Annotated in this window: 22 protein-coding genes; 11 read left to right on the top strand and 11 right to left on the bottom strand. The window is 71.6% G+C overall.

All coding sequences use genetic code 11. The features are described 5' to 3' along the window. Positions 1-89: 89 nt before the first annotated feature. The 4 genes from ACIA5C_RS17340 (at position 90) to ACIA5C_RS17325 (ending at position 3,435) form a co-directional block, all read left to right on the top strand. Positions 90-1,310, top strand: coding sequence for a sensor histidine kinase (locus ACIA5C_RS17340; protein ID WP_396055539.1), 1,221 nt, complete (start codon positions 90-92; stop codon positions 1,308-1,310). Beyond that, positions 1,298-1,936, top strand: coding sequence for a response regulator (locus ACIA5C_RS17335; protein WP_396055537.1), 639 nt, complete (start codon positions 1,298-1,300; stop codon positions 1,934-1,936). The genes ACIA5C_RS17340 and ACIA5C_RS17335 overlap by 13 nt, the downstream gene beginning before the upstream one ends. 138 nt (positions 1,937-2,074) lie before the next feature. Next, positions 2,075-2,746 carry a hypothetical protein gene (locus ACIA5C_RS17330; RefSeq protein WP_396055535.1) on the top strand — a complete coding sequence of 224 codons (672 nt, stop codon included), beginning with the start codon at positions 2,075-2,077 and terminating at the stop codon, positions 2,744-2,746. 29 nt (positions 2,747-2,775) lie between these two features. Beyond that, the gene (locus tag ACIA5C_RS17325; protein ID WP_396055533.1) at positions 2,776-3,435 is read left to right on the top strand and encodes a hypothetical protein; all 660 of its coding nucleotides are present in this window, start codon (positions 2,776-2,778) and stop codon (positions 3,433-3,435) included. A gap of 10 nt (positions 3,436-3,445) precedes the next feature. Here ACIA5C_RS17325 and ACIA5C_RS17320 read toward each other — a convergent pair whose 3' ends face one another. Both ACIA5C_RS17320 and ACIA5C_RS17315 read right to left on the bottom strand, forming a co-directional pair. Then, positions 3,446-4,798: a VTT domain-containing protein gene (locus ACIA5C_RS17320; RefSeq protein WP_396055531.1), complete on the bottom strand. Its 1,353-nt coding sequence runs from the start codon at positions 4,796-4,798 to the stop codon at positions 3,446-3,448. A gap of 34 nt (positions 4,799-4,832) precedes the next feature. Next, entirely contained in the window at positions 4,833-6,230 is a 1,398-nt protein-coding gene (locus tag ACIA5C_RS17315; protein ID WP_396055529.1) for an Hsp70 family protein, read from the bottom strand. Between the two features lie 163 nt (positions 6,231-6,393). Here ACIA5C_RS17315 and ACIA5C_RS17310 point away from each other — a divergent pair, with 163 nt between their 5' ends. Next, a complete protein-coding gene (locus ACIA5C_RS17310) occupies positions 6,394-7,431 on the top strand; it encodes a GNAT family N-acetyltransferase (protein WP_396055527.1) in 1,038 nt (345 codons plus the stop codon). 2 nt (positions 7,432-7,433) lie between these two features. On the opposite strand, the gene ACIA5C_RS17305 is transcribed toward ACIA5C_RS17310, so the two are convergent. Further along, complete coding sequence (locus ACIA5C_RS17305; protein WP_396055525.1) at positions 7,434-7,865, bottom strand: TIGR03618 family F420-dependent PPOX class oxidoreductase; 432 nt, start codon at positions 7,863-7,865, stop codon at positions 7,434-7,436. Between the two features lie 91 nt (positions 7,866-7,956). On the opposite strand from ACIA5C_RS17305, the gene ACIA5C_RS17300 reads away from it, so the two are divergent. Together ACIA5C_RS17300 and ACIA5C_RS17295 are read left to right on the top strand one after the other, a co-directional pair. Then, positions 7,957-8,751, top strand: coding sequence for a helix-turn-helix transcriptional regulator (locus tag ACIA5C_RS17300; protein ID WP_396055523.1), 795 nt, complete (start codon positions 7,957-7,959; stop codon positions 8,749-8,751). A 50-nt stretch (positions 8,752-8,801) separates the two neighbouring features. Then, positions 8,802-9,623: a calcium-binding protein gene (locus tag ACIA5C_RS17295; RefSeq protein WP_396055521.1), complete on the top strand. Its 822-nt coding sequence runs from the start codon at positions 8,802-8,804 to the stop codon at positions 9,621-9,623. On the opposite strand, the gene ACIA5C_RS17290 is transcribed toward ACIA5C_RS17295, so the two are convergent. The 3 genes from ACIA5C_RS17290 to dinB are packed head-to-tail and all read right to left on the bottom strand — an operon-like array spanning position 9,620 to position 12,230. Continuing rightward, complete coding sequence (locus tag ACIA5C_RS17290; protein WP_396055519.1) at positions 9,620-10,258, bottom strand: SDR family oxidoreductase; 639 nt, start codon at positions 10,256-10,258, stop codon at positions 9,620-9,622. The two genes, ACIA5C_RS17295 and ACIA5C_RS17290, sit on opposite strands and share 4 nt — an antisense overlap. Positions 10,259-10,267: 9 nt before the next feature. After that, positions 10,268-11,029, bottom strand: a complete 762-nt coding sequence (gene cobF / locus ACIA5C_RS17285; protein ID WP_396055517.1) for a precorrin-6A synthase (deacetylating) — start codon at positions 11,027-11,029, stop codon at positions 10,268-10,270. Between the two features lie 10 nt (positions 11,030-11,039). Then, positions 11,040-12,230: a DNA polymerase IV gene (gene dinB, locus ACIA5C_RS17280; RefSeq protein ID WP_396055515.1), complete on the bottom strand. Its 1,191-nt coding sequence runs from the start codon at positions 12,228-12,230 to the stop codon at positions 11,040-11,042. Between the two features lie 155 nt (positions 12,231-12,385). Here dinB and ACIA5C_RS17275 point away from each other — a divergent pair, with 155 nt between their 5' ends. Together ACIA5C_RS17275 and ACIA5C_RS17270 are read left to right on the top strand one after the other, a co-directional pair. After that, positions 12,386-14,344 carry a protease pro-enzyme activation domain-containing protein gene (locus ACIA5C_RS17275; RefSeq protein ID WP_396055513.1) on the top strand — a complete coding sequence of 653 codons (1,959 nt, stop codon included), beginning with the start codon at positions 12,386-12,388 and terminating at the stop codon, positions 14,342-14,344. Between the two features lie 76 nt (positions 14,345-14,420). Then, positions 14,421-15,614, top strand: coding sequence for a carbohydrate-binding protein (locus ACIA5C_RS17270; RefSeq protein ID WP_396055511.1), 1,194 nt, complete (start codon positions 14,421-14,423; stop codon positions 15,612-15,614). On the opposite strand, the gene ACIA5C_RS17265 is transcribed toward ACIA5C_RS17270, so the two are convergent. Genes ACIA5C_RS17265 through ACIA5C_RS17245 form a run of 5 tightly spaced genes read right to left on the bottom strand, consistent with a single transcriptional unit; the run spans position 15,532 to position 19,052 of the window. Continuing rightward, the gene (locus tag ACIA5C_RS17265) at positions 15,532-16,218 is read right to left on the bottom strand and encodes a hypothetical protein (RefSeq protein ID WP_396055509.1); all 687 of its coding nucleotides are present in this window, start codon (positions 16,216-16,218) and stop codon (positions 15,532-15,534) included. The genes ACIA5C_RS17270 and ACIA5C_RS17265 overlap by 83 nt on opposite strands. Continuing rightward, positions 16,215-16,937: a hypothetical protein gene (locus tag ACIA5C_RS17260; protein ID WP_396055507.1), complete on the bottom strand. Its 723-nt coding sequence runs from the start codon at positions 16,935-16,937 to the stop codon at positions 16,215-16,217. Before ACIA5C_RS17260 ends, ACIA5C_RS17265 begins: the two co-directional genes overlap by 4 nt. Next, complete coding sequence (locus ACIA5C_RS17255) at positions 16,934-17,794, bottom strand: ATP-binding cassette domain-containing protein (protein WP_396055505.1); 861 nt, start codon at positions 17,792-17,794, stop codon at positions 16,934-16,936. The genes ACIA5C_RS17260 and ACIA5C_RS17255 overlap by 4 nt, the downstream gene beginning before the upstream one ends. Next, a complete protein-coding gene (locus ACIA5C_RS17250) occupies positions 17,791-18,552 on the bottom strand; it encodes a hypothetical protein (RefSeq protein WP_396055503.1) in 762 nt (253 codons plus the stop codon). The genes ACIA5C_RS17255 and ACIA5C_RS17250 overlap by 4 nt, the downstream gene beginning before the upstream one ends. A gap of 17 nt (positions 18,553-18,569) precedes the next feature. After that, entirely contained in the window at positions 18,570-19,052 is a 483-nt protein-coding gene (locus ACIA5C_RS17245; RefSeq protein WP_396055657.1) for an RNA polymerase sigma factor, read from the bottom strand. A gap of 117 nt (positions 19,053-19,169) precedes the next feature. Here ACIA5C_RS17245 and ACIA5C_RS17240 point away from each other — a divergent pair, with 117 nt between their 5' ends. Both ACIA5C_RS17240 and ACIA5C_RS17235 read left to right on the top strand, forming a co-directional pair. Next, entirely contained in the window at positions 19,170-19,601 is a 432-nt protein-coding gene (locus ACIA5C_RS17240) for a cupin domain-containing protein (protein WP_396055501.1), read from the top strand. Between the two features lie 90 nt (positions 19,602-19,691). Beyond that, a complete protein-coding gene (locus ACIA5C_RS17235; protein WP_396055499.1) occupies positions 19,692-20,087 on the top strand; it encodes an Hsp20/alpha crystallin family protein in 396 nt (131 codons plus the stop codon). The last annotated feature ends 35 nt before the right edge of the window (positions 20,088-20,122 follow it).

Below are 20,122 nucleotides of genomic sequence, written 5' to 3'. Positions count from 1 at the left end.
CAGGTGCCGGCCAGGGTGGCAACACCCGCTTCGCCGATGAGGTGGCAGCACCCTGTGCTTCGGCCGGGGCAGAGCCTAGCGTCAAGGTCATGCACCGATTCGGGGACCGGATGCGTGAGTTGCGGTGGCTGGCCGTCGGCGCGGTGATCGGGCTGCCCGCGCCCGCGCTGCTACTCCTGACCGTGGTGTCCGTTCCGGCCGGCCTCGCGGCCGGGCTGGGCATCGGGCTCTTCACGACGGCGGTGTGGGCAACCCGCCGGTTGGCCGGCGCGCAGCGGCACCGCGTCGGCGTGGCGACCCCCTACCGGCTACTGCCCACGCGGATGACCGCCCGGTTGGCGGTCGTGCTCCGAGACCCCGGCACGTGGCGCGACCTCGCCTGGCTGCCGGTCCAATTCCTGGTAGGACTATTCGGTCTCGTCCTGCCGGTCACGCTCTGGCTCGGCGCGATCGAGTGCGCGGCGGCGCCCGGCCTGCGCCTTCTGCTGCCCGAGCCGACCGGGTTCGACCCCGTGGTGCTGGAGGTGACCGGCCGGGCGGGGCCGTTCACGTGGTTGCTGGTGCCGGTCGGCCTCGCGCTGGCCGGCGTCGCCTACCGCCTCCCCCGGCCGCTGATGCGTGGCCAGGCACGACTCACGGCGGCGCTGCTCCGGCCCACCTCCGCCGCCCGCCTCGCCGTACGCGTCGACCAGCTGACCAGCACCCGGGCCGCCACTGTGGACGCCTCGGCGACCGAGTTGCGCCGCATCGAACGCGACCTGCACGACGGCGCCCAGATGCGGCTGGTCGCACTCAGCATGAACCTGGGCATCGCCGAGGACGTCTTCGACGTCGATCCGGCCGGCGCCAAGGCGTTGCTGACCGAGGCCCGGGCCGGTGCCGGCGCGGCCCTCACCGAACTGCGGGACCTCGTCCGCGGAATACACCCGCCCGTCCTGGCCGACCGCGGCCTCGCCCCGGCCGTGGAGGCACTGACGCTGGCTGCGCCGGCCAAGGTCGAGCTGGATCTGCGGCTGGACCGGCGGCTGGCCGCACCGGTCGAGTCCGCCGCCTACTTCGCAGTCGCCGAGGCGTTGACCAACGCCATCCGGCACGGCAACCCCGGGCGGATCGAGATCACCATCGTCGACGCCGGAACCGCCCTGCACCTCACGGTGCGCGACGACGGCCGGGGCGGCGCCGACGCCTCCGGAGGCACCGGCCTGCTCGGCATCCGGCGCCGGCTGGCCGCCTTCGACGGCGAGATGCGCCTCAGCAGCCCGCCGGGCGGTCCGACCGTGCTGGATATGGTGCTGCCGTGCGGGTCCTGATCGCCGAGGACCAGGCCCTGCTGCGCGACGGCCTGACCCGGATGCTGACCGCGTACGGCTTCGACGTGGTGGCGGCCGTGCCGGACGGCACCCGGCTCGCCGAGGAACTGGTCGCGCTCCGGCCGGACGTCGCGGTGGTCGACGTCCGGCTGCCGCCCACCTTCACCGACGAGGGGCTGCGCGCCGCCCTCACCGCGCGCCGCAGCGTGCCCGGCCTCCCGCTGCTCGTCCTCTCCCAATATGTCGAGCGGCTCTACGCCCGCGAACTGCTGGCCGACCGCGCCGGAGCGGTCGGCTACCTGCTCAAGGACCGGGTCGGCGACGTACGCCAGTTCATCGACACGCTCCGCCAGGTCGCGGCCGGCGCCACGGTCATGGATCCCGAGGTGGTCGCACAGTTGCTCGGCCCCGGCGACGCGCCGGGGATGCTGACCGCCCGGGAAGGGGATGTGCTGCACCTGATGGCCGAGGGCCACTCCAACGCCGCCATCGCGGCCCGGCTCACCATCACCGAGAAGTCGGTCAGCAACCTCATCAACACGCTGTTCGCCAAGCTCGGCTTGCCCCGGTCGGCCGACCAGCACCGCCGGGTGCTCGCCGTCCTCACCTACCTCGACCACCGGTGAGCACTCCCGCCCGACGTACGGCTCATGCCGATGAGCGGATACGACCGTAGCCGTATGGACGTGTCGGTCCGCGTACGACTTTGCTTACGTGGACGTACGCGTTGGGTTGAGCGGCTGGAAACGTTTGCAGGAGTCAAATTGACAGATCTAGTGCGATATTCGGAAGGCGGAGCATCCTTTTCGGATGTCGTCTCCGATTTCGCGTCCGTTATTCATCCGCTTCTGGGGTTGAACAAAATAGTCTCCAAGGTCATCGCCTCCCGAGTGGAGATGAAGCGGCTGAACGTCACGGCCGCGCGAGATCGCAACACCCATCGGGAGCGCATGACCGAGCTCCGGGCGCTCGGCAAACAGCGCGATGCCATCGTCGCGGCGAAACGCGAAGAGATCCGCGTGCAGGAACAGCTTGGCTTGCAGCAACTCGAGATGAGCTTCGACGCCGAGATGCAGCACATCCGGCTGGACGGCGCACTCCGGCACTTCGAGATCGAGCAACGATTCGCCGCCGAGATGGCCCGCATCGACGTTGTCTTCCAGGTGCAGATGGCCCGCCTGGTCGAGACGCGCCGGCAAAATACGTTGTTGTTCAAATATGCGCTGGAACGAGCCCGAGAGGCCGACAAGTCGCGCCGGCACATTCACGATGCGCTCCGCGAGTCGACGCGGCTGATGGGACAGCATCGGTTCGCCGAAATCGCGGCCGGAACCGTCGGCGTTCTCTCCCGTTCGCTCGCCACCATGCACGTTCACGACCAGGATGCGGCCGCGGCGATTCTGACGTCGCTCACCCGGCCGGAACTCCCGGCATGAGCCACCGCGAGCTCCTGATCACCGGAGTCGTGCTGGTGATCGTCGTAGCGGTATGTCTGCTGGCTGCCGGCGGCAAGCCGCCGCCACCACCCGCCGTGCGGCCGGCGCCTCGGCCGCCCGCCCAACGACCCTCCACACCGGTCCGGGCCTCCCATTCGACCGCTACCGATCACCAGATCGCTCGTGCACGTGTGGTGTTCCAACAGCGCATCGGTGCCGCACGCGAGGCGGAACAGGAGCGGATCCGGCAACGGGTGCTCGACCAGGAACGGCGCATCGCCGAGCGGTTGAGTCGCGCGCAGCGGGAGTACGACTTCGAAGAACTCCGGTCGTTGCACCGCAGTTCACGCGAGACGGCCGACCTGGCGTACACCGTGATGAAGTCGGCGTTCGCGACGAAGAAGGAGTTGTCCGCGGCGATCAGCCGGACCCACCGGGCGATCGATGCCGACCGCGCTCGTGGGGGTCGGCAGATCCCCACGCTGCGGCGCACGCTCGACGTCCTGCACGACGACCGGAAGGTGCTGCAGACGTATTGCCAGCGGTACGAAGCAGACCTCGATCGACTCAACAAGCGCACCGGAGGATTGCGCGACGCCATCGCCGCGAACTGCGGTTCCAAGGGACGCGCGTGGTATCAGGCGTTGATGGCCCGAACCGCTGCCCGGCGCGACGGCCGCTCACAGTAGCCGTCGTGCTTTACACCTCAACGGACGGACGGAGGGGCGGCTCGAGCCGTTCGGTCTTGACGGCAGGCGCCGGGGCCGACCAGATCGCGGCGTTGAGCACCGCCCACGCCACCCCGACCAGCACCGCGGCCAGGGTCTCGCTGGTGCGGCTCCAACCCAGGTAGACCCACGACCCGGCACACATCACCACGTCGGCCGCCGCCACCGTCCAGACTGCCACCCGCCATTTCCACGGCAGCCGCCCCGCGAGCAGCCAGGCCAGCAGGCCGACCGCGCCGGCCAGCTGGGCCGTGTGCCCGGCCGCCAGGGAGGCCATCGGGGCGGCCGCCTTGAACGGGATGTGGCCGTCGAACTCGGCCGGGGACGGGAACACCACCGAGCTGGGTGCCTCCCAGATCGGCCAGGCCGGCGGGGTCGCCCACCACAGGGCTGCCGCCAGCACTACGACCGGCAGCACCGGCCCGATCGCCGACAGCAGGCCGGCCCCGGACTTCCGGCGGCGCCATCCCCGTACGGCCGAGACCACCACCGCCACCGCGAACAGCACCCCCGGGTCGGCGAACGTTGCCGTTTCGAGCGCGAACCGGTAGCCGTCCGACGTCCACTGCCCGCGCGCCCAGTCGCCGATTGCGGTGTCCGCGGTGGACAGTCCGCTGAATCGCATGATCAGCGGAATCAGCAGTACCAGTACGGTCGCCAGCACGCACAGCGCGGCGATGCTGAGAACGATGTCGACCAGGGGCTTCGTGGCCGCTCGACGCCCGGCGACGGAGATCGGGTGGCGCCCGAGCCAGCGCCCGGCCAGCACCAGCCCGACGATCAGGGCCGCCATGACGGCGAGCGCGCCCCCGGCCCGCCCGGCCCGGGCGGCGAGCGCGTCGTACGACGCCCCGGCCGCATAGCTGGCGCCGACCAGCCAGCACGACCACAGCACCGCCGACGGCATCTGCCAGGCGATGAACCGCCGGTAGGACAGCCCGTTCAGGGCCGCCAGCCGGGGCATCAGCGTCCGTGCTCCGACGATCCACTGGGCCAGGAAGATCGCCCGTCCGCCGAAGCGGGTGAACAGGCGCTCGGCCCGCTCCCACTTGCCGATCCTGGTCGTGCGCAGTCGCGGCCCGTGCCGTTTCCCCGACCGATAGGCCAGTGAACCCCCGGCCCAGGCCGCGACCACCCCCGTTACCGCCGCCGGCACCACCTGCACCGTCCCGGCGTTGGCCAGCAACCCGATCGCGATCAGCGCGGTGGCCGCCGGCAGCACCAGCCCCGCCACCACCGCCGACTCGGCCGCCACCAGCAACCCGACGACCAGGTAGACCAGTGCCGGGGGCAGGCCGTCGAGCAGATCGCGGAGGGTCCCCATGCCTGAGGACGCTAGGTGGGTCCTTTCACTACCTTCAATCGGTGAAAGCCCCTAAGAGGGCGGTTCCCAGCTCGCGCAGGCGGGTGTCGGAGTCGGCGAGCCGGATCGCGACGATGAAGGTGCAGTAGGCGGCCCGCAGCTCGGTCAGTTCGTCGGGCGAGGCCTGGCTCAGCAGTTCGTGGGCCCGCTGGGCGGCCGGGCGGAAGTCGGCCGGCGTCTCGGCCGGAGGTGCCGGCAGCGGGCCGGTCAGGTCGGCGTCGGGGCTCTCGTCGGCCGGCTCGGGCTCGGGCACCGCCATCTCGGAGCGCAGCCGCAGGTTGGCGCTGCGCAGGCCGATCGGGCCGATCTCGAGCGAGGCCGGGGGCAGCTCGCGGGCGATCAGCGCGGCACCGCGGGCCACCAGTTCCTCGGGGTCGAGGTCGGAGCGGATGCGGGCCAGCCCGAGGTGTTCGGCGAGCCGCTGCCGGATCAGCGGCATCCGGGTCGAGCCGCCGACCAGCAGCACCTCGTCGACCGGCGCGCCGCCCGCGGCCCGGGCCGCCGCGCCCAGGCAGTCGAAGGTGCGGTCGAGGTCGGGCTCGATCATCGACTCGAACACCCGGCGGGGTAGTTGCACCGAGGCGCTGACCGTGGCGGTCAGCCGGGGCAGTTCGAGGCTCGTGGTCTCGGCCGTGTCGAGCTCCCGCTTGCGGATCTCGGTCTCGGCCCGGATCCGGTCGCGGATGCGTTCGTCCTGGCTGAGGTCGACGTGGTAGCGCTCGCGGATCTGCCGCAGCGCGTAGCCGACCACCCGCTCGTCGAAGTCGTCGCCGCCCAGCCGCGGGTCGCCGGCCATGCCGAGCACGGTCACGCCGTCCGGTCCGGCCTCGACGATCGCCGCGTCGAAGGTGCCGCCGCCCAGGTCGTAGATGGCGAAGGTGCCCGCCCGCTCGGCGCCGACGGCCACGGCCGCCGCCACCGGCTCCTCGAGCAGGCGGCGCACGGTGAGCTGGGCGAGACCGGCGGCCTCGGTGATCGCCTTGCGCTGGGTTTCCGTGTACGTCGTGGGAACGGTGATGACGGCCTCGTGCACCGGTTCGCCGATCAGTACCTCGGCCCGGCGCTTGAGTTCGATCAGCAGGTACGCGCAGAGCTCGTGCGGCTGGTATTCGCGGCCGCGGAACCGGATGCGCCGGTTGGACCCGAGCTCGCGTTTGATGCCGGCGATCACCGCGCCGGTCTCGCCGACCGACCGCCGCCCGACCGTGAGGCGCCCGACGGTGACCTGGCCGGCGTGGTCCTGGCCGACCACCGCGGCCAGCGGCGGCAGCACGACCACTCGCCCGTCGTCGCCGGCCAGCGCGGCCACGCAGGTCGTGGTGCCCAGGTCGATGCCGATCACCGGGTGCCGGTTGGTCCGATGGTGGGCCCCGAAGAGGTCGTGCTCGGTCAAGGCCGCCCCTCGTGACCAGCAGTGCGCAGGTGGTACCTGCCGGTCAAGCTAACATCCGTCGCCGACCCGACAGAACTCACGATCATCGATCCGTCGGACATCTGACGAACGCTGGACAGAGCCGGGGTCGCGGCCCTGCGGCACCCGTGAAAGGGTCCCGGGCATGACCGTCGATTTGCGACCGCTGTCCCCGGACGACTTCGACCGGCGCCGGCCGCGGCTGATCGCCGCGTTCGCCGACGACCTGGTCGACAACTCGGGCGTCACCCGGGAAGAGGCCACCGCGGAGTCGGCCCGGCAGCTCGACGAGCTGCTCCCGGACGGGGCCGACACCGAAGGGCAGATCCTGCGCAAGGCGGTCGACGACGACGGCACCGAGGTCGGCTTCCTCTGGATCGCGGCGGCCGGGCTCTCCCATCCCGGCATGGCCTGGGTCAGTGTGATCGAGGTTGCGCCGGCGGCCCGGTCCCGCGGCATCGGCAGCCGCATGATGCTGGCCGTCGAGGACGACCTGCGCCGGAGCGGGGCGGCCCGGCTCGGGCTGCACGTCTTCGGGCACAACACGGGTGCTCAACGCCTTTACACCCGGTTGGGCTACGGCGTCCTCAACCAGATCTGGCAGCGCCCGACAGCCGACACCACGCCCGCCCCGACAGCCGACACCGCGCCCAGCCCGGCGGCCGATACCTCGCCCGGCCCGGCGGCGACGCCGGGGGCGACCCGCGCGGCCGCGGCCGGCGCGGGTGTCGAGCTGCGGCCGGTCCCGGCCGACGTGGCCGCCGAGTTGGTCGACGGTCTGGTGGCGACCGACCCGCACGGGGTGGCCCGCGACCCCGAGGCGGGCATCGAGCAGGCGCGGCGCTACGTGCGGCAGATCGCGCCGGACGGGCTGGACGCGCCCGACGTCCGCATCCGCGCCGCCTACTCCGGCGGCCGGCGGGTCGGCTGGATCTGGTTCGGGCTGCCCAAACCCCAGCATCCCGCGGTCGGCGTGGTCAGCCACATCGAGGTCCTGCCGGACGAACGGCGGCGCGGACGCGGCCGGGCCATGGTGGCGGCCGCCGCGGCCGAGCTCGCCCGGCACGACGTGGCGTACATCGGCCTGGACGTGCCGGGCACCCGGCACGCGGCGCTCGCCTTCGCGGCGAGCGCCGGTCTCGGCATGACGCTGATCTCCCAGCAGATGGTGAAAAAGTTGTAGGTCTAGTTTCCGTAGACCCGGGTCGGCGTGATCAGGACCGCGGTGCGGCCCTGCTCGCGCATGACCCGGTCATATTCCGCCCAGTCGTCGTGGGTGCCGCCGGCCGCGGCGAAGATCTCCCGCAACAGCAGGCGCAGGGCCTCGGCGTCGACGCCCGGCTGCGGGTCGCCGGGGCCGGCCAGGACGGCCGTGCCCTCCACCGCGGCCCACTGCCAACCGGCCCGGAAAGCCACCGTCACCTGCGGGCGATGCCGCAGGTTGGCGAGCTTGACCCGGCCGTACGTCACGAAGCCGAGCACCGCCCCGCCGTCACGTTCGATGATGCCGGTGTTGACCAGCGACGACTGGATGGTGGCGTCGGCGCGCAGCGTCGACACCACCGCCAGCCCGGAATCCTTGCGGCTCAGCTCCCAAGCCTCGGCCAAAGTGGTCATGTGTCCCCCTCGTCGGTGCACGAACGCTCGACCCCTCGGGCGCCCACGCCGCACCGCACGCTACCGGCCGCGGCGTGGAATGGTTGAGGGCATGCTGGCGAGATCGGAATTGGCCCGGTTCCTGCGCGAGAGGCGGGCGCTGCTGCGGCCGGACGCCGTGGGCCTGCCCGCGGACGGCCTGCGGCGCACGCCCGGTCTGCGCCGCGAGGAGGTGGCCGGGCTGGCGAACATGTCGGTCGACTACTACGTGCGGCTGGAGCAGGCACGCGGGCCGCACCCGTCGGCCCGCATCCTCGACTCGCTGACGTCGGCGCTGCGGCTCGACGCGGCCGAGCGACTGCACCTGTTCCGGCTCGCCGGGGCCGATCCGACGCCACCGGCCGGACCGGTCCGGCGCGTACGGCCGTACGTTTCGGCGCTGTTGCGTCGGATGCCGGAGGCAGCCGCCGTGGTGACCGACGCCGGTTATGACGTCGTCGGGTGGAATCCGCTGGCCTCGGCCCTGCTCGGTGACCTCGGGGCGCATCCCAACCTGGCCCGCCGGCGCTTCCTCGGCGAGGCGCCGATCGCCAGCACCGCCTACGAGGAGTTCGGGGCGATCGCGGTGTCGCGGCTGCGAGCGGCAGCCGTGCGTTACCCGCGCGACCGGCGCCTCGGATCGCTGCTGGCCGAGCTGCACGCCGGCAGCGAGGAGTTCCGGCAGATCTGGGCGTCCGATCCGGTGCGCTCGCCCGGCCACCGCGTGAAGATGATCGATCATCCGTCGGCCGGGCGGCTGCGCCTGAACTGCGACGTGCTGGCCGTGCCGGACGACGATCAGCAGGTCGTGTTCGTGACCGCCGATCCGGGGTCGCCGACCGCGCGGGCCTTCAAGACCCTGGTCTGATTTCAGCGCCACGTCAGCGCGGTTTCCACGCCCGGTGACAGCGTGCGCGCATGATTGCTTCGATAGCCGGCGTCGCGGTCCTGGGCGCCCTTTCTCTCGCTCCTTCGACCGCGCTGACCACGGCGCCCGGCTGCTACGGGGACTGCAAACCCGGGGTGGTCCGCTCCCAGGGCGTGCTCAAGTACGACACCCTTCCCGGCTTCAACGACCAGGTCACCGTGTTTGCGAGCGACCTCGCCCTGGTGGTGACCAACCCGGGCTCGACGATGACCGCCGGGCCGGGATGCACCCTGGTGAACACCCACCAGGCCCGCTGCGACACGGCGTTCTCGGTCTCCGTCCGCTCGCTGGACGGCGACGACACGATCACCAACGCGACGGCGATCGCGTCCCTGCTGCGAGGCGGGGACGGCAACGACCGGATCTTCGGCGGGACCGGGGACGACGTGCTGGTCGGCGGCTTCGGCGGCGACCTGCTCCAGGGCGGCCCGGGCTTCGACACCGCAGACTATTCCGAGGTGTCGAACCGGCTCGGCATCCGGGCCGACCTCGACGGTGCGACCGGCGACGACGGCAGTTCGGAGGACGGCCCGGCCGGCGCCCGCGACACGATCGCGGCCGACGTCGAGAACCTCGTGGGCACCCACGCCGATGACATGCTGATCGGGAACACCGGCCCGAACGTGATCGACGGTTCGGGCGGCCACGACCAGGTGCAGGGGCTGGGCGGCGACGACGCGCTGACCGCCGACGGCGGCGGTTCGATCGACGGTGGCGCCGGCTCGGACCAGTGCACCTCCGACCTCCGCCTGGTGCCGAACGCACCCGACCGGTTCGCCGGCTGCGAGCACACCTCGGTGTTGACCCCCTAGAACTTCAGCGCCTCGGCGATCGGGGTGTCGCCCGCGAACAGCTCGAAGGTGACCCCGATCGTCGACGGCATGGTCAGGCAGGCGGCGAGGACGGCGGCCACGTCGTCGCGCGGGATCGGACCGCGGCCGCCCAGTTCGCGGGTGGCCCGGACGAGCCCGGTGCCGGGGTCGTCCTTCAGGCTGCCCGGCCGGACGATCGTGCAGTCGAGGCCGCTCGCCACCACGTACGCGTCGGCCTCGGCCTTCGCCTCCAGATAGGTCCGCATCGAGGGCCCGGCCGAGGCTGGGTCCTGTGCGCCGATCGACGAAACCATGACGTAGCGCCGGACCCCGGTCTCGACGGCCGCGTCGGCCAGCTTGATCGCGCCACCGAGGTCGACCGTGCGTTTGCGCGCGGGGCCGCTGCCCGGGCCGGCGCCGGCCGCGAAGACCACCGCGTCGGCGCCCTTGACGTAGCCGGCCAGCGACTCGTCGTTCTCGAGGTCGCCGATGACCGGTACCGCGCCGGCCGCCTGCAGGTCGGCGGCCTGTGAAGGCTTGCGGATGAGGCCGCGGGCCGTGTGACCGTCGGCGGCGAGCAGCTTGAGCAACCGGAGGGCGACCTGGCCGTGGCCGCCCGCAACGAGGATGTCCATGCGTCCTTCTTACCCCTGATCGGCCGGCGGCCGGCGCAGGAGATAGGTGTCCATGATCCAGCCGTGGTCGGAGCGCGCTGCCGTGCGCGTCTCCTTGATCTCCTCGGCGACCTCGGCGACCGGGCCCGACCGGAGGATCTCGTCGTCCGTGCCGATGTAGGCACCCCAGTAGATGTCGGCCTGGAGATAGGCGGCGAACGCCTGCTGGGCGTCCAGCATCACCACCAGGTCGTCGACCCCGTCGGGCCAGCCCTCGGCAAGCCGCCGCCCGGTGGTGATCTGCACCGGCCGGCCGACCCGGTTGAGCGGCACCCGATGCTTCGCGACGAGCGCCGACACGCTGCTGATGCCGGGGATCACCTCGTAGTCGAAGAGCGTCCGGCCGCGCTCGAGGATCTCGTCGAGGATCGCGATGGTCGAGTCGTAGAGGGTCGGGTCGCCCCAGACCAGGAACGCCCCGGTCTCGTCGTCGAGCAGGTGTTCCGCGATCAGCGCCTCGGTGACCTCGGAGCGGCGGCTGCGCCAGTCGGTGACCGTTCCCTCGTAGTCGGCCGGGGTGCGGTCGCGCTCGGGATCGCGGCCCTCGGCGATGCGGCGCCCCGGGCGGCCGTACGCCTTCATCAGGCGCTGCCGGAGCTCGATCATGCTCTGTTTGGCCTCGCCCTTGTCGAGCAGGAAGAACACGTCGGTGCGGCCGATCGCCTTGGCCGCCTGCAAAGTCAGATGGTCGGGGTCACCGGCGCCGATCCCGATCACGTAGATCTTCCTCACGGGGAAAACCCTAGTCGGGAAGGATCGGCACCGACGGGCCGAGGTCACGACCCAGGGAGGCGGCCCGGGTCAGGGCGGCCGAGCCGAAGCGGTCGCGGACCGCGTCGACCGCGATGTCGAGCTGATCGTCGTACGGATCGTCGAAGGGCAGCGGCATCTGCACCGCACCCTCGCCCTCGAGGTTGCTGACCGCCAGGCCGACCAGGGTGAGGCCGCGGGTCTCGATCAGCGGCCGGGCCTCGGCCAGCAGCGCCCGGGCCGCCTCGAGGATCGCCCGGGTCTGCATGGTCGCCTTGAGCAGGCTGCGCGAGCGGGTGGCCCGGCCGAAGTCGTCGAACCGCAGCCGCAGCGTGACCGTGCGGCCGGGCCGGTTGGCGCCGCGCATGCGCCGGGTGACCCGGTCGGCCAGCGCGGCCAGGGTCGCATCGATCTCGGCGAAGGGCCGCGGCCGCCGGCCGAGCGCGCACTGGGAGCCGATCGACTTGCGGCGGTGGCCGACCCGCACCCGGCGGGGGTCGCGATTGTGGGCAAGCGCGTGCAGGTGGCGGCCGGCGTGCGCGCCGAGGATGGCGACCAGCCCGGCCTCGCCGATGCGGGCGACGTGGCCGACCGTGTGGATGCGCTGATCACGCAGCTTGCCCGAGGTGACCGGGCCGACGCCCCAGAGCCGCTCGATCGGCAGCGGGTGCAGGAACGCGAGTTCCTCGCCGGGCGGCACGACCAGCAGCCCGTCCGGCTTGCCGACGGCGCTGGCCACCTTGGCCAGGAACTTGGTGCGCGCGACCCCGACCGTGATCGGCAGGCCGACCTCGTTGCGCACCCGGACGCGCAGCCGGGCGGCGATCTCGCGCGGCGTACCTCTGATCTTGCGAAGGCCGGCCACCTCGAGGAACGCCTCGTCGATCGAGATACCTTCGACGATCGGGGTGGTGTCGCGGAAGATCTCGAACACCGCCTTGCTGGCGGCCGAGTAGGCCGACATGCGGGGCGGCACCACGACCGCCCGCGGGCAGAGCGCCCGCGCCTGGTGGACACCCATCGGCGTGCGCACGCCGAAGGCCTTGGCCTCGTAGCTGGCCGCGAGCACGACGCCCATGCCCACCAGGACCGGACGACCGCGCAAGGCTGGGTCGTCGCGCTGCTCGACCGACGCATAGAACGAGTCGAGATCGGCGTGCAGAATGGTCGCCTCATCGCCCACGACCTGCATCTTAGAACAGATGTTCGACTATCGGAAGCTGCCTAGAAAATCATCGAATCAATAGCTGTAAGTCCTTGACTATTGACCCACTCACATGAATGAGCGTTATGTGGGGAGGTTCTTTCACATCATTGCCACTCAACGTGGAGGCATTAGTGATCAAGGCTTCGACCATGCGGTCGCGGCTGGCCGCCGTCGTCGTGATCGGCACGGCAGCTGCCACGGTCCTCGGAGCGGGACCGGCCACCGCCGCACCCCGCCCCGGGCGCCACGTGCTGAACGGGAGCCAGCCGCACTGGCTGGGCAAGGCCCGGGCCACCGGCAGCGCGCCCGCCGACAGCAGCCAGATCTCGTTCGGGCTGCTGCTCAAGCTCCGCGACCAGGCGGGCGCCGAGGCCACCCTCGCCTCGATTTCCGACCCGGACAGCGCGAGCTACGGCAACTGGCTCACCAACAAGGACTTCGTGGCGCGCTACGCACCGACGTCCGCCGACGTCTCGGCCGTGCAGTCCTGGCTCAAGTCCCAGGGCTTCGGGCTCAGCGAGACCCTCGGCGGCATGTACGTGGAGGCGTCCGGCACCACCGCCCAGATCAACAAGACGTTCGGCACCAAGATGGAGAACTACTCCTATCTCGGCCAGACGATGCACGCCAACAGCACCGACCTGTCGCTGCCGGACGGCACGCCGTCGAGCGTCACCGGCATCCTCGCCGGCGTCACCGGCCTCGACCAGGGCAGCGCGCTGAAGAAGCCGGCCGACACCCTCCCCGGTCCGGACGCCGGCTTCCGGATCGGTACGCCGTGCTCGAGCTACTTCGGCCAGAAGATCGCCAAGGGCTACCCGGCTGCCGACGGTACGAAGCAGCCGTACGTGACGTGCGGTTACGAGCCCAAGCAGTACGAGTCCGCGTACGGCGAGAGCGACCTGCTCAAGCACGGGATCAACGGCCGCGGCGTGACGGTGGCGATCACCGACGCGTTCGCCTCGCCGACGATCGTCAAGGACACCACGATCTACAACTCCCGGCACGGCCTCCCCGCCTGGAGCCGTAACCAGTTCTCCCAGATCACCCCGGGGCCCAACGGCTACGACAACGTCAGCGACTGCGGCGGCTCGGGCTGGTACGGCGAGGAGACCCTGGACGTCGAGTCGGTGCACTCGATGGCACCGGGCGCCAAGGTCGTCTACGTCGGCGGGAAGGACTGCAACGCCGGCCTCGACAACGCCTGGGCGGCCACGATCGACCACCACGTGGCCGACATCGTGACCAACTCGTGGGGCACCGCGAACGACGACATCAAGGACATCACCCAGACGTCGCTCGACTTCTACTCGCAGTTCTCCCTCGAGGCAGCCCTGACCGGCATCACCGTGGACTTCTCGAGCGGTGACGACGGCGACCAGACCGCGGGCGGGACCTCGCCGGCCGACAAGACGGTCGACTTCCCGGCCGACCTGCCGTTCGTGACCGGCGTCGGCGGCACCAGCGTCGGCATCGACAAGCACGGCAACCGGTCGTTCGAGTACGGCTGGCAGAACGACTACTCGTCGCTCTCGGACGACGGCAAGTCGTGGGTCGACGAGGCGTACTCGTCAGGCGGTGGCGGCGGCACCAGCATCATCTTCAAGCAGCCGTTCTACCAGCGCGGCGTCGTGCCGGACTCGATCTCGAAGTACTTCGGCTCGACCCGGATGCGCACCGTGCCGGACATCTCGATGCCGGCTGACGCCAACACCGGTCTGCGGGTCGGCCAGACCCAGACCTTCCCGGACGGCGTCTACTACGACGAGTACCGCATCGGTGGCACCAGCCTGGCGTCTCCGCTGCTGGCGGGCATGCAGGCGGTGGCGAGCCAGAAGGCGCACCACCCGGTCGGCTTCGCCAATCCGCTGTACTACCGGGAGACGGGCACTTCGGCGATCCGTGACATCGTGGCGCCGAGGACGCCGGTCCACCAGGTGCGGATCAACCTGAACAACGGCATCGACACCGCCGACGGCACGAGCGTGCTGCTGCAGACGATCGACGCGCAGTCGTCGACCATCCACAGCACGCGCGGCTACGACGCCGAAACCGGCGTCGGTTCACCGGGGTCGAAGTTCTTCCACTGATCAGCGTTTCATCAAGGGGCGAGCCGGTTCCGGCTCGCCCCTTGACTTTTTATTGATCAGATTCGATAAATAAGGAATGTTAACTAAAAGGCTCCTCGCTGGGGCCTCGGCGGCTGCGATCGCGGCCACGGGGCTCATCCTCACCACGCGGGCAGCCGACGCTGCCACCAACTATGCGGTCGCACCCTATGTGGACCTCTCGGCCGGCAGCGCCGACTTTCTCGACACGGCGATCACCCAGGGCCATCTGACGGCCTTCACCGCCGCGTTCGTGATCGCCTCCGGCTGCACCCCGATCTGGGGCGACACGCTCACCCCCGGCAACTCCACGGTCGATCCACGGATCTCCCGGGCGAAGTCCGAAGGCGCCCAGCCGATCATCTCGTTCGGCGGCGCCGGCGGCGTCGAACTCGGGCAGGGCTGCACCAACCAGTCCTCGCTCCAGGCCGCCTACCAGAGCGTGATCACGCACTACGGCATCAACCACGTCGACTTCGACATCGAAGGTGCGGCGATCGCCGACACCGCGTCGGTCGACCGGCGCTTCAAGGCGATCAAGGGCCTGGAGAACGCCAACCCGGGCCTCAACGTCTCGGTCACCATCCCGGTGCTCGAGAGCGGCCCCGACACATGGGGCAAGGCGTTCCTGGCCAACGCCGCCTCGAACGGCGTCCGGCTCGACATCATCAACGCGATGGCGATGGACTACGGGCACCCGAACGCCGACATGGCCGGAGCGGCCGAGACGGCGGCGGCCGGCACCCTGGCGGCGGCCCGGGCGGCCGGGCTCAACGTCAGCTACGCCAACATCGGCATCACCCCGATGATCGGCCAGAACGACACCGCGGGCGACGTGGTCAGCCAGGCCAACGCGCAGACCATCGTCAACTGGGCGCACGCCAACGGCATCGGCCGGCTCGCCTTCTGGTCGGTCGGCCGCGACCAGCCCTGCGCCGGCGGCGGCGTCTCCCCCAACTGCTCCGGCCTCGGCGGCAGCCCGCTCGACTTCACGAAGATCTTCAACGCCGGCGGTGGCGGCACCGGACCGACCACTCAGCCGACGACTCCCCCGACCACCCGGCCCACCACTCCCCCGACCACCAAGCCGACGACCCCGCCCGCCTCGGGGACGACATGGGTGGCCAACCACGCCTACAAGATTGGTGACGTCGTCACCTACAACGGCGTCAGCTACCGCTGCATCCAGTCCCACACCTCGCTGACCGGCTGGGAGCCGCCGAACGTGCCCGCCCTCTGGCAGCGCCTCTGACCGGCTCCCGATTGGCCAGCCCCAGGATCAGCACCGGGACGGGCACGGCGGCGGTCCACCACGCGTGGGCCGCCGTCGGCGTTCCCGGCAGGAGCCACGGCGAGTGGTCGCCGGACAGGAACAGCGTCGCCGCGATCAGGCCGCCCTGCGCCGCCGGGCCGGCCAGCGCGCTGGTCACGGAGTGTCCCCGCCGGGACGCCACGGCCGCGCCGGCCACGCCGGTCAGCCCGCAGACGGCGGCCTCGGCGGCCAGGCCGGTCAACGGGAGCCGGTGCCCGGGTGCGAGCAGGGCGAACAACGCGAGCCAGGCCAGCGTCGCGGGCACCAGCGCGATGACGGTCCTCAGCCACTGCCGCAGCCAGCGGGGTGTCGGGGTCGTCGCGACCGGGGCCAGCGGCTCGATCAGCGCGAAGCACGCACCCGTGCCGAGCAGGAACGCCGCTATGCGCAGCGCCCACACCTGGCTGGCCGGCGCCGCCGCCCCGGCGACGGCCGGGACGCAGGCCAGCAGGGACAGCGCGCCCGCGACGGCCACCGGCGGCCAGGGGATCATCCGCGTCACCGGGACCGTGAGCAGCACGACCTGCCGGATCCGAAGATTCACCGCCGGACCGCGACTACCGCGGTGATGATGCCGACCACCACCACGACCGGCGCCCAGCGGCGCCAATGCCGGGCAAGAGCCGCGCCGACCAGGGCGGCCAGGACCGCGACCAGGTAGACCACGTGCCGCCCGGTCCCGCCCGGGGTCGTCTCCAGGACGACCGGGAACAACCGCCACGCCAGGCCGTCCGGGTTCGAGCCGAGGACCGGGAGGGTCGCGAGCAGGGCCGCGGCGGCGAACAGGGTCAGCGGCCCGGCCGGAGTGGCGGGCCACCAGAGGCCGGCCGCGATCCCCAGGACCGCGCCGATCATGGGAATCAGGACCGGCACGGCGAGCAGCCAGAGGTCGGGCCGTCCGGACGGCCGGAGGACCGCCAGCTCGACGCCCTCGATCAGCGCGCCGGCGGCGCCGGCCACCGGGATGAAGGCCAGCAGGGCGAGCGCCCGGCGCCGGGGCGGCGCCGGGAGGGTGCCGGTGAACTCGGCGGCACCGGACCGGTCGTCGCGGGACGCCGCGAGGTGGCCGAGAAGGATCAGTACGCCGGCCGGCACCAGGGCGGCCCGGCCCGAGTCGGCACCGAACTCTCCCCACCGGAGACCCGCGCCCACGCCCCACACCGTGCACAGGGCCACGGCGAGGACAAAGCCCGCCCACAGCGCCGACATCCGGGCAAGCAGCCGCCCCTCGGTGGAGGCGAGCGTGGTTGTGGCAATGGTCATCGGATCGTCCCCGCGGCCGGCTCCGGGCCGAGCAGCTTCAGGTAGCCGTCCTCGATCGAGGGCGGCACCGCCACACCCTCGGGCGGCTGCTCGCCGAGCGTCCGGTAGTCGCCGTCGGCGGTGCGCCAGTAGATCGCCGTACCGTCCGGTGGCCCGGCCGACCGCCACACCTGGCCGTCGGCCAGCCGGGCCAGCGCCCGGGGAGCGGCGTCGAAGACCGCGCGGCCGGCCCGGAGCACGATCACCCGTTCGCAGAGCGCACCGACGTCCTCGGTCTGATGCGTCGAGAGCAGGACCGTACGGGTTTCGCCCAGCCGCGAGATCAGCGCCCGGAAGAACATGCGCTGCTCGGGATCGAGCCCGACCGTGGGCTCGTCGAGGACGATGAGATCGGGGCTCCCGAGCAGCGCCTGGGCCACGCCGAGGCGCTGCCGCATGCCACCGGAGAGCTTGCGGACTTTCACGTTCGCGCGATCGGACAGGCCGACCTCCTCCAGAACCCGGCGCACCTCGGCGCGGCGGAGCCGGGTATCGACGATCTCCTTGAGTACGGCGACGTAGTCGAGGATCGCCGCCACCGAGAAGTTCGGGTAGAGACCCGGGCTCTGCGGCAGGTAGCCGAGGCGACGGCGCAGAGCGGTGCGCTGGCGGGAGTCGGCGGGGTCCAGCCCGTACGCCTCGATCCGGCCCTGATCCGGCGCGAGTGCCGTCGCCAGGCAGCGCAGCAGCGTGGTCTTTCCGGCCCCGTTCGGGCCGAGCAGGCCGGTGACGCCGACCCCGATGTCCAGATCGAGCCCGTCGAGCGCGATCGTGGCGCCGAAGCGTTTGCGGAGACCGCTCATGCGTACGGTGGTCATCGGCTCTCTCCCGGGTCGAGGTGACGACGCCGCAGCGTCAGGACGACGATGGCAACGACGGCGGCGGCCAGGTAACCGAGCTGGGCGGGCGCGACGAAGAGCGAGGTCCGCGCGACCAGCGAGGCGAGCAGCCACAGCCCACCGAGGAGGCCGGCGGCGGTCACCAGTGGCAGCACGGTCGCCAGGGCGAGCGTGCCGACGCAGAGCAGGAACGCCGGCAGGAGCCAGGCCGCCACCCACCAGCCCGGCCCCGGCAACGCCGCCGCCGCGATCAGCCCCATCCCCATGGCGAGGCCGACGACCACCGCCGCGCGCCGGAGCACGAGCGAGGGACCGGCTATCGGCGCCGTCGACGTGATCTCGTGCATCGAGTCGGCGGGCGGACCGTACGCCGTGGCGACCGCCAGCACGGGCAGGATCGGCGCGAAGACCAGGAACAGCAGTTGGCTCGCACCGATGTGGGCCGCCACCACCGCGAAGGCCAGCACGGCCGCCGTCGCGAGGAAGTACGACCAGCGCAGCGCCGGCGTGGCCGTGAGCAACCGGGCCCGGTGCCCGGTCAGAAGCGACGGCCGTCTGTCGACGATCGTGTCGGCGACCCCGGCCCAGGTGAGGTCGAGCCACTCGGGGTCCACCGGCACCGCCGCCCGGCACTCCGCGCACGCCGTCACGTGCGCGTCGACCGCCATCACCCGGCTCGGCGTGAGCGAGCCACCGGCGTACGCCCGCAGCAGCTCAGCATCCACATGCCAGCTCATGCTCTCTCCTCGCGACGTCATGCCAGCAGTTCCCGCAACCGGGCCCGGGCCCGCATCAGCCGGGTCTTCGCCGTGCCCTCGGCGACGCCCAGCAGCGACGCCGCCTCCCGCACCGTGAGGCCGTCCAGCGCGGTGGCCTGGATGACCGCCCGCAGTTCGGGCGGCAGGCGATCGAGCGCCGCCCCGAGTTCGCCGTGCTCGACGCTCAGCAGCACAAGATCCTCGGCCGACGGCACGGTCTCGGCGTCCTCCCCGACGGCGCCGCTCAGCCAGCGGTGGCCGGGCCCGCGCAGGGCGCTGACGAGCCGGCGGATCGCGATGGTCCAGATCCAGGCCGCCGCCTCCGCGCCGGTCTCACGGTAGTTGCGGGCGTCCCGCCAGACGGCGACGAAGGTGTCCTGCACGGCGGCGTCGACCACATCGGGATCGGCGCACCGTCGTGTGAGCCGCAGTCGTATCCAGGGCGCGTGCCGCAGATAGAGCAGGCGCAACGCTCCCATGTCCTGGGCCGCGACCGCCCGCAGCAGCTGAGCGTCGCTGAAGTGCTCGATCGGGCTCACCTAAGGACTATCGCGGGCCGAGCCGAGTTCGGTTCATCCATGGGGCAGGATGCCCGCATGACCTCCGAGCGCCCCGCCCTCGCCGAGCAGTTCGACCTTCGACCCCACCCCGAGGGTGGCTGGTACCGAGAGACCTTCCGCTCGGCGCGGAGGGTCACGCTCGAGGGGTACGCGGGTGAGCGCCCGACTGCCACCGCCATCTATTTCCTGCTGAACCCGGGTGAGGAGTCGGCCTGGCACGTGGTGAAGTCGGACGAGATCTGGTTCTGGCATGCCGGCGGCCCGCTCACCCTGCGCCTGGGCGGCGACGGCCCCGCGCCCGCCGCCGACGCGACCGAAGTCACGCTCGGGATGGGCTCGGGCGAGGAGCCTCAGGTGTTGATTCCAGCGGGGGTGTGGCAGGCCGCGATCCCGGCCGGCGACGAATATGTGCTGGTCAGCTGCGTGGTCTCGCCCGGGTTCGACTTCGCCGACTTTCGCCTGGCCTAGCGGGAATTCCGCCCGGAGATTCTCAGTTGACCAAAGTTGAGCGCACAACGCTCAACCCCGAAGAGAACGCTCCCGCTGGAGGAACCACCCATGTTGCTTCGTAGCGCGACCGTCCGCGACCTCGACCACGTCACGGCCCGCGTCTTCGACAGCGCGACCCGGAACTCCGGCGCCCGACTGGACGCCTACCGGATCGACGACACCTTCTACATCGACATCGACCTGCCCGGTGTCGACCCGGCCAGCATCGACGTCACCGTCGACCGCAAGGTCCTGACCGTCCGCGCCGAGCGCAGGCGCCCCGAGCAGGAGGGCCTCCGCATGCTGGTCGCCGAGCGCCCGACGGGCCCGATCACCCGCCAGGTCTTCCTGTCCGAGACCCTGGACACCGACCGGCTCGAGGCGCGCTACGACAACGGCGTGCTGACCCTGAGCATCCCGGTGGTCGAGCAGGCGAAGCCGCGCAAGATCGCGGTCGCCGTCTGATCTTTCAAAACCGCGAGAACAAAGCCGCGCCCGGT

The organism is Actinoplanes sp. NPDC051343 (assembly GCF_044455125.1).
In the GTDB taxonomy this organism is placed as follows: Bacteria; Actinomycetota; Actinomycetes; order Mycobacteriales; family Micromonosporaceae; genus Actinoplanes.
Note: the sequence above shows the minus strand (reverse complement) of the source record. Positions and strands in the feature narration are given on the sequence as shown.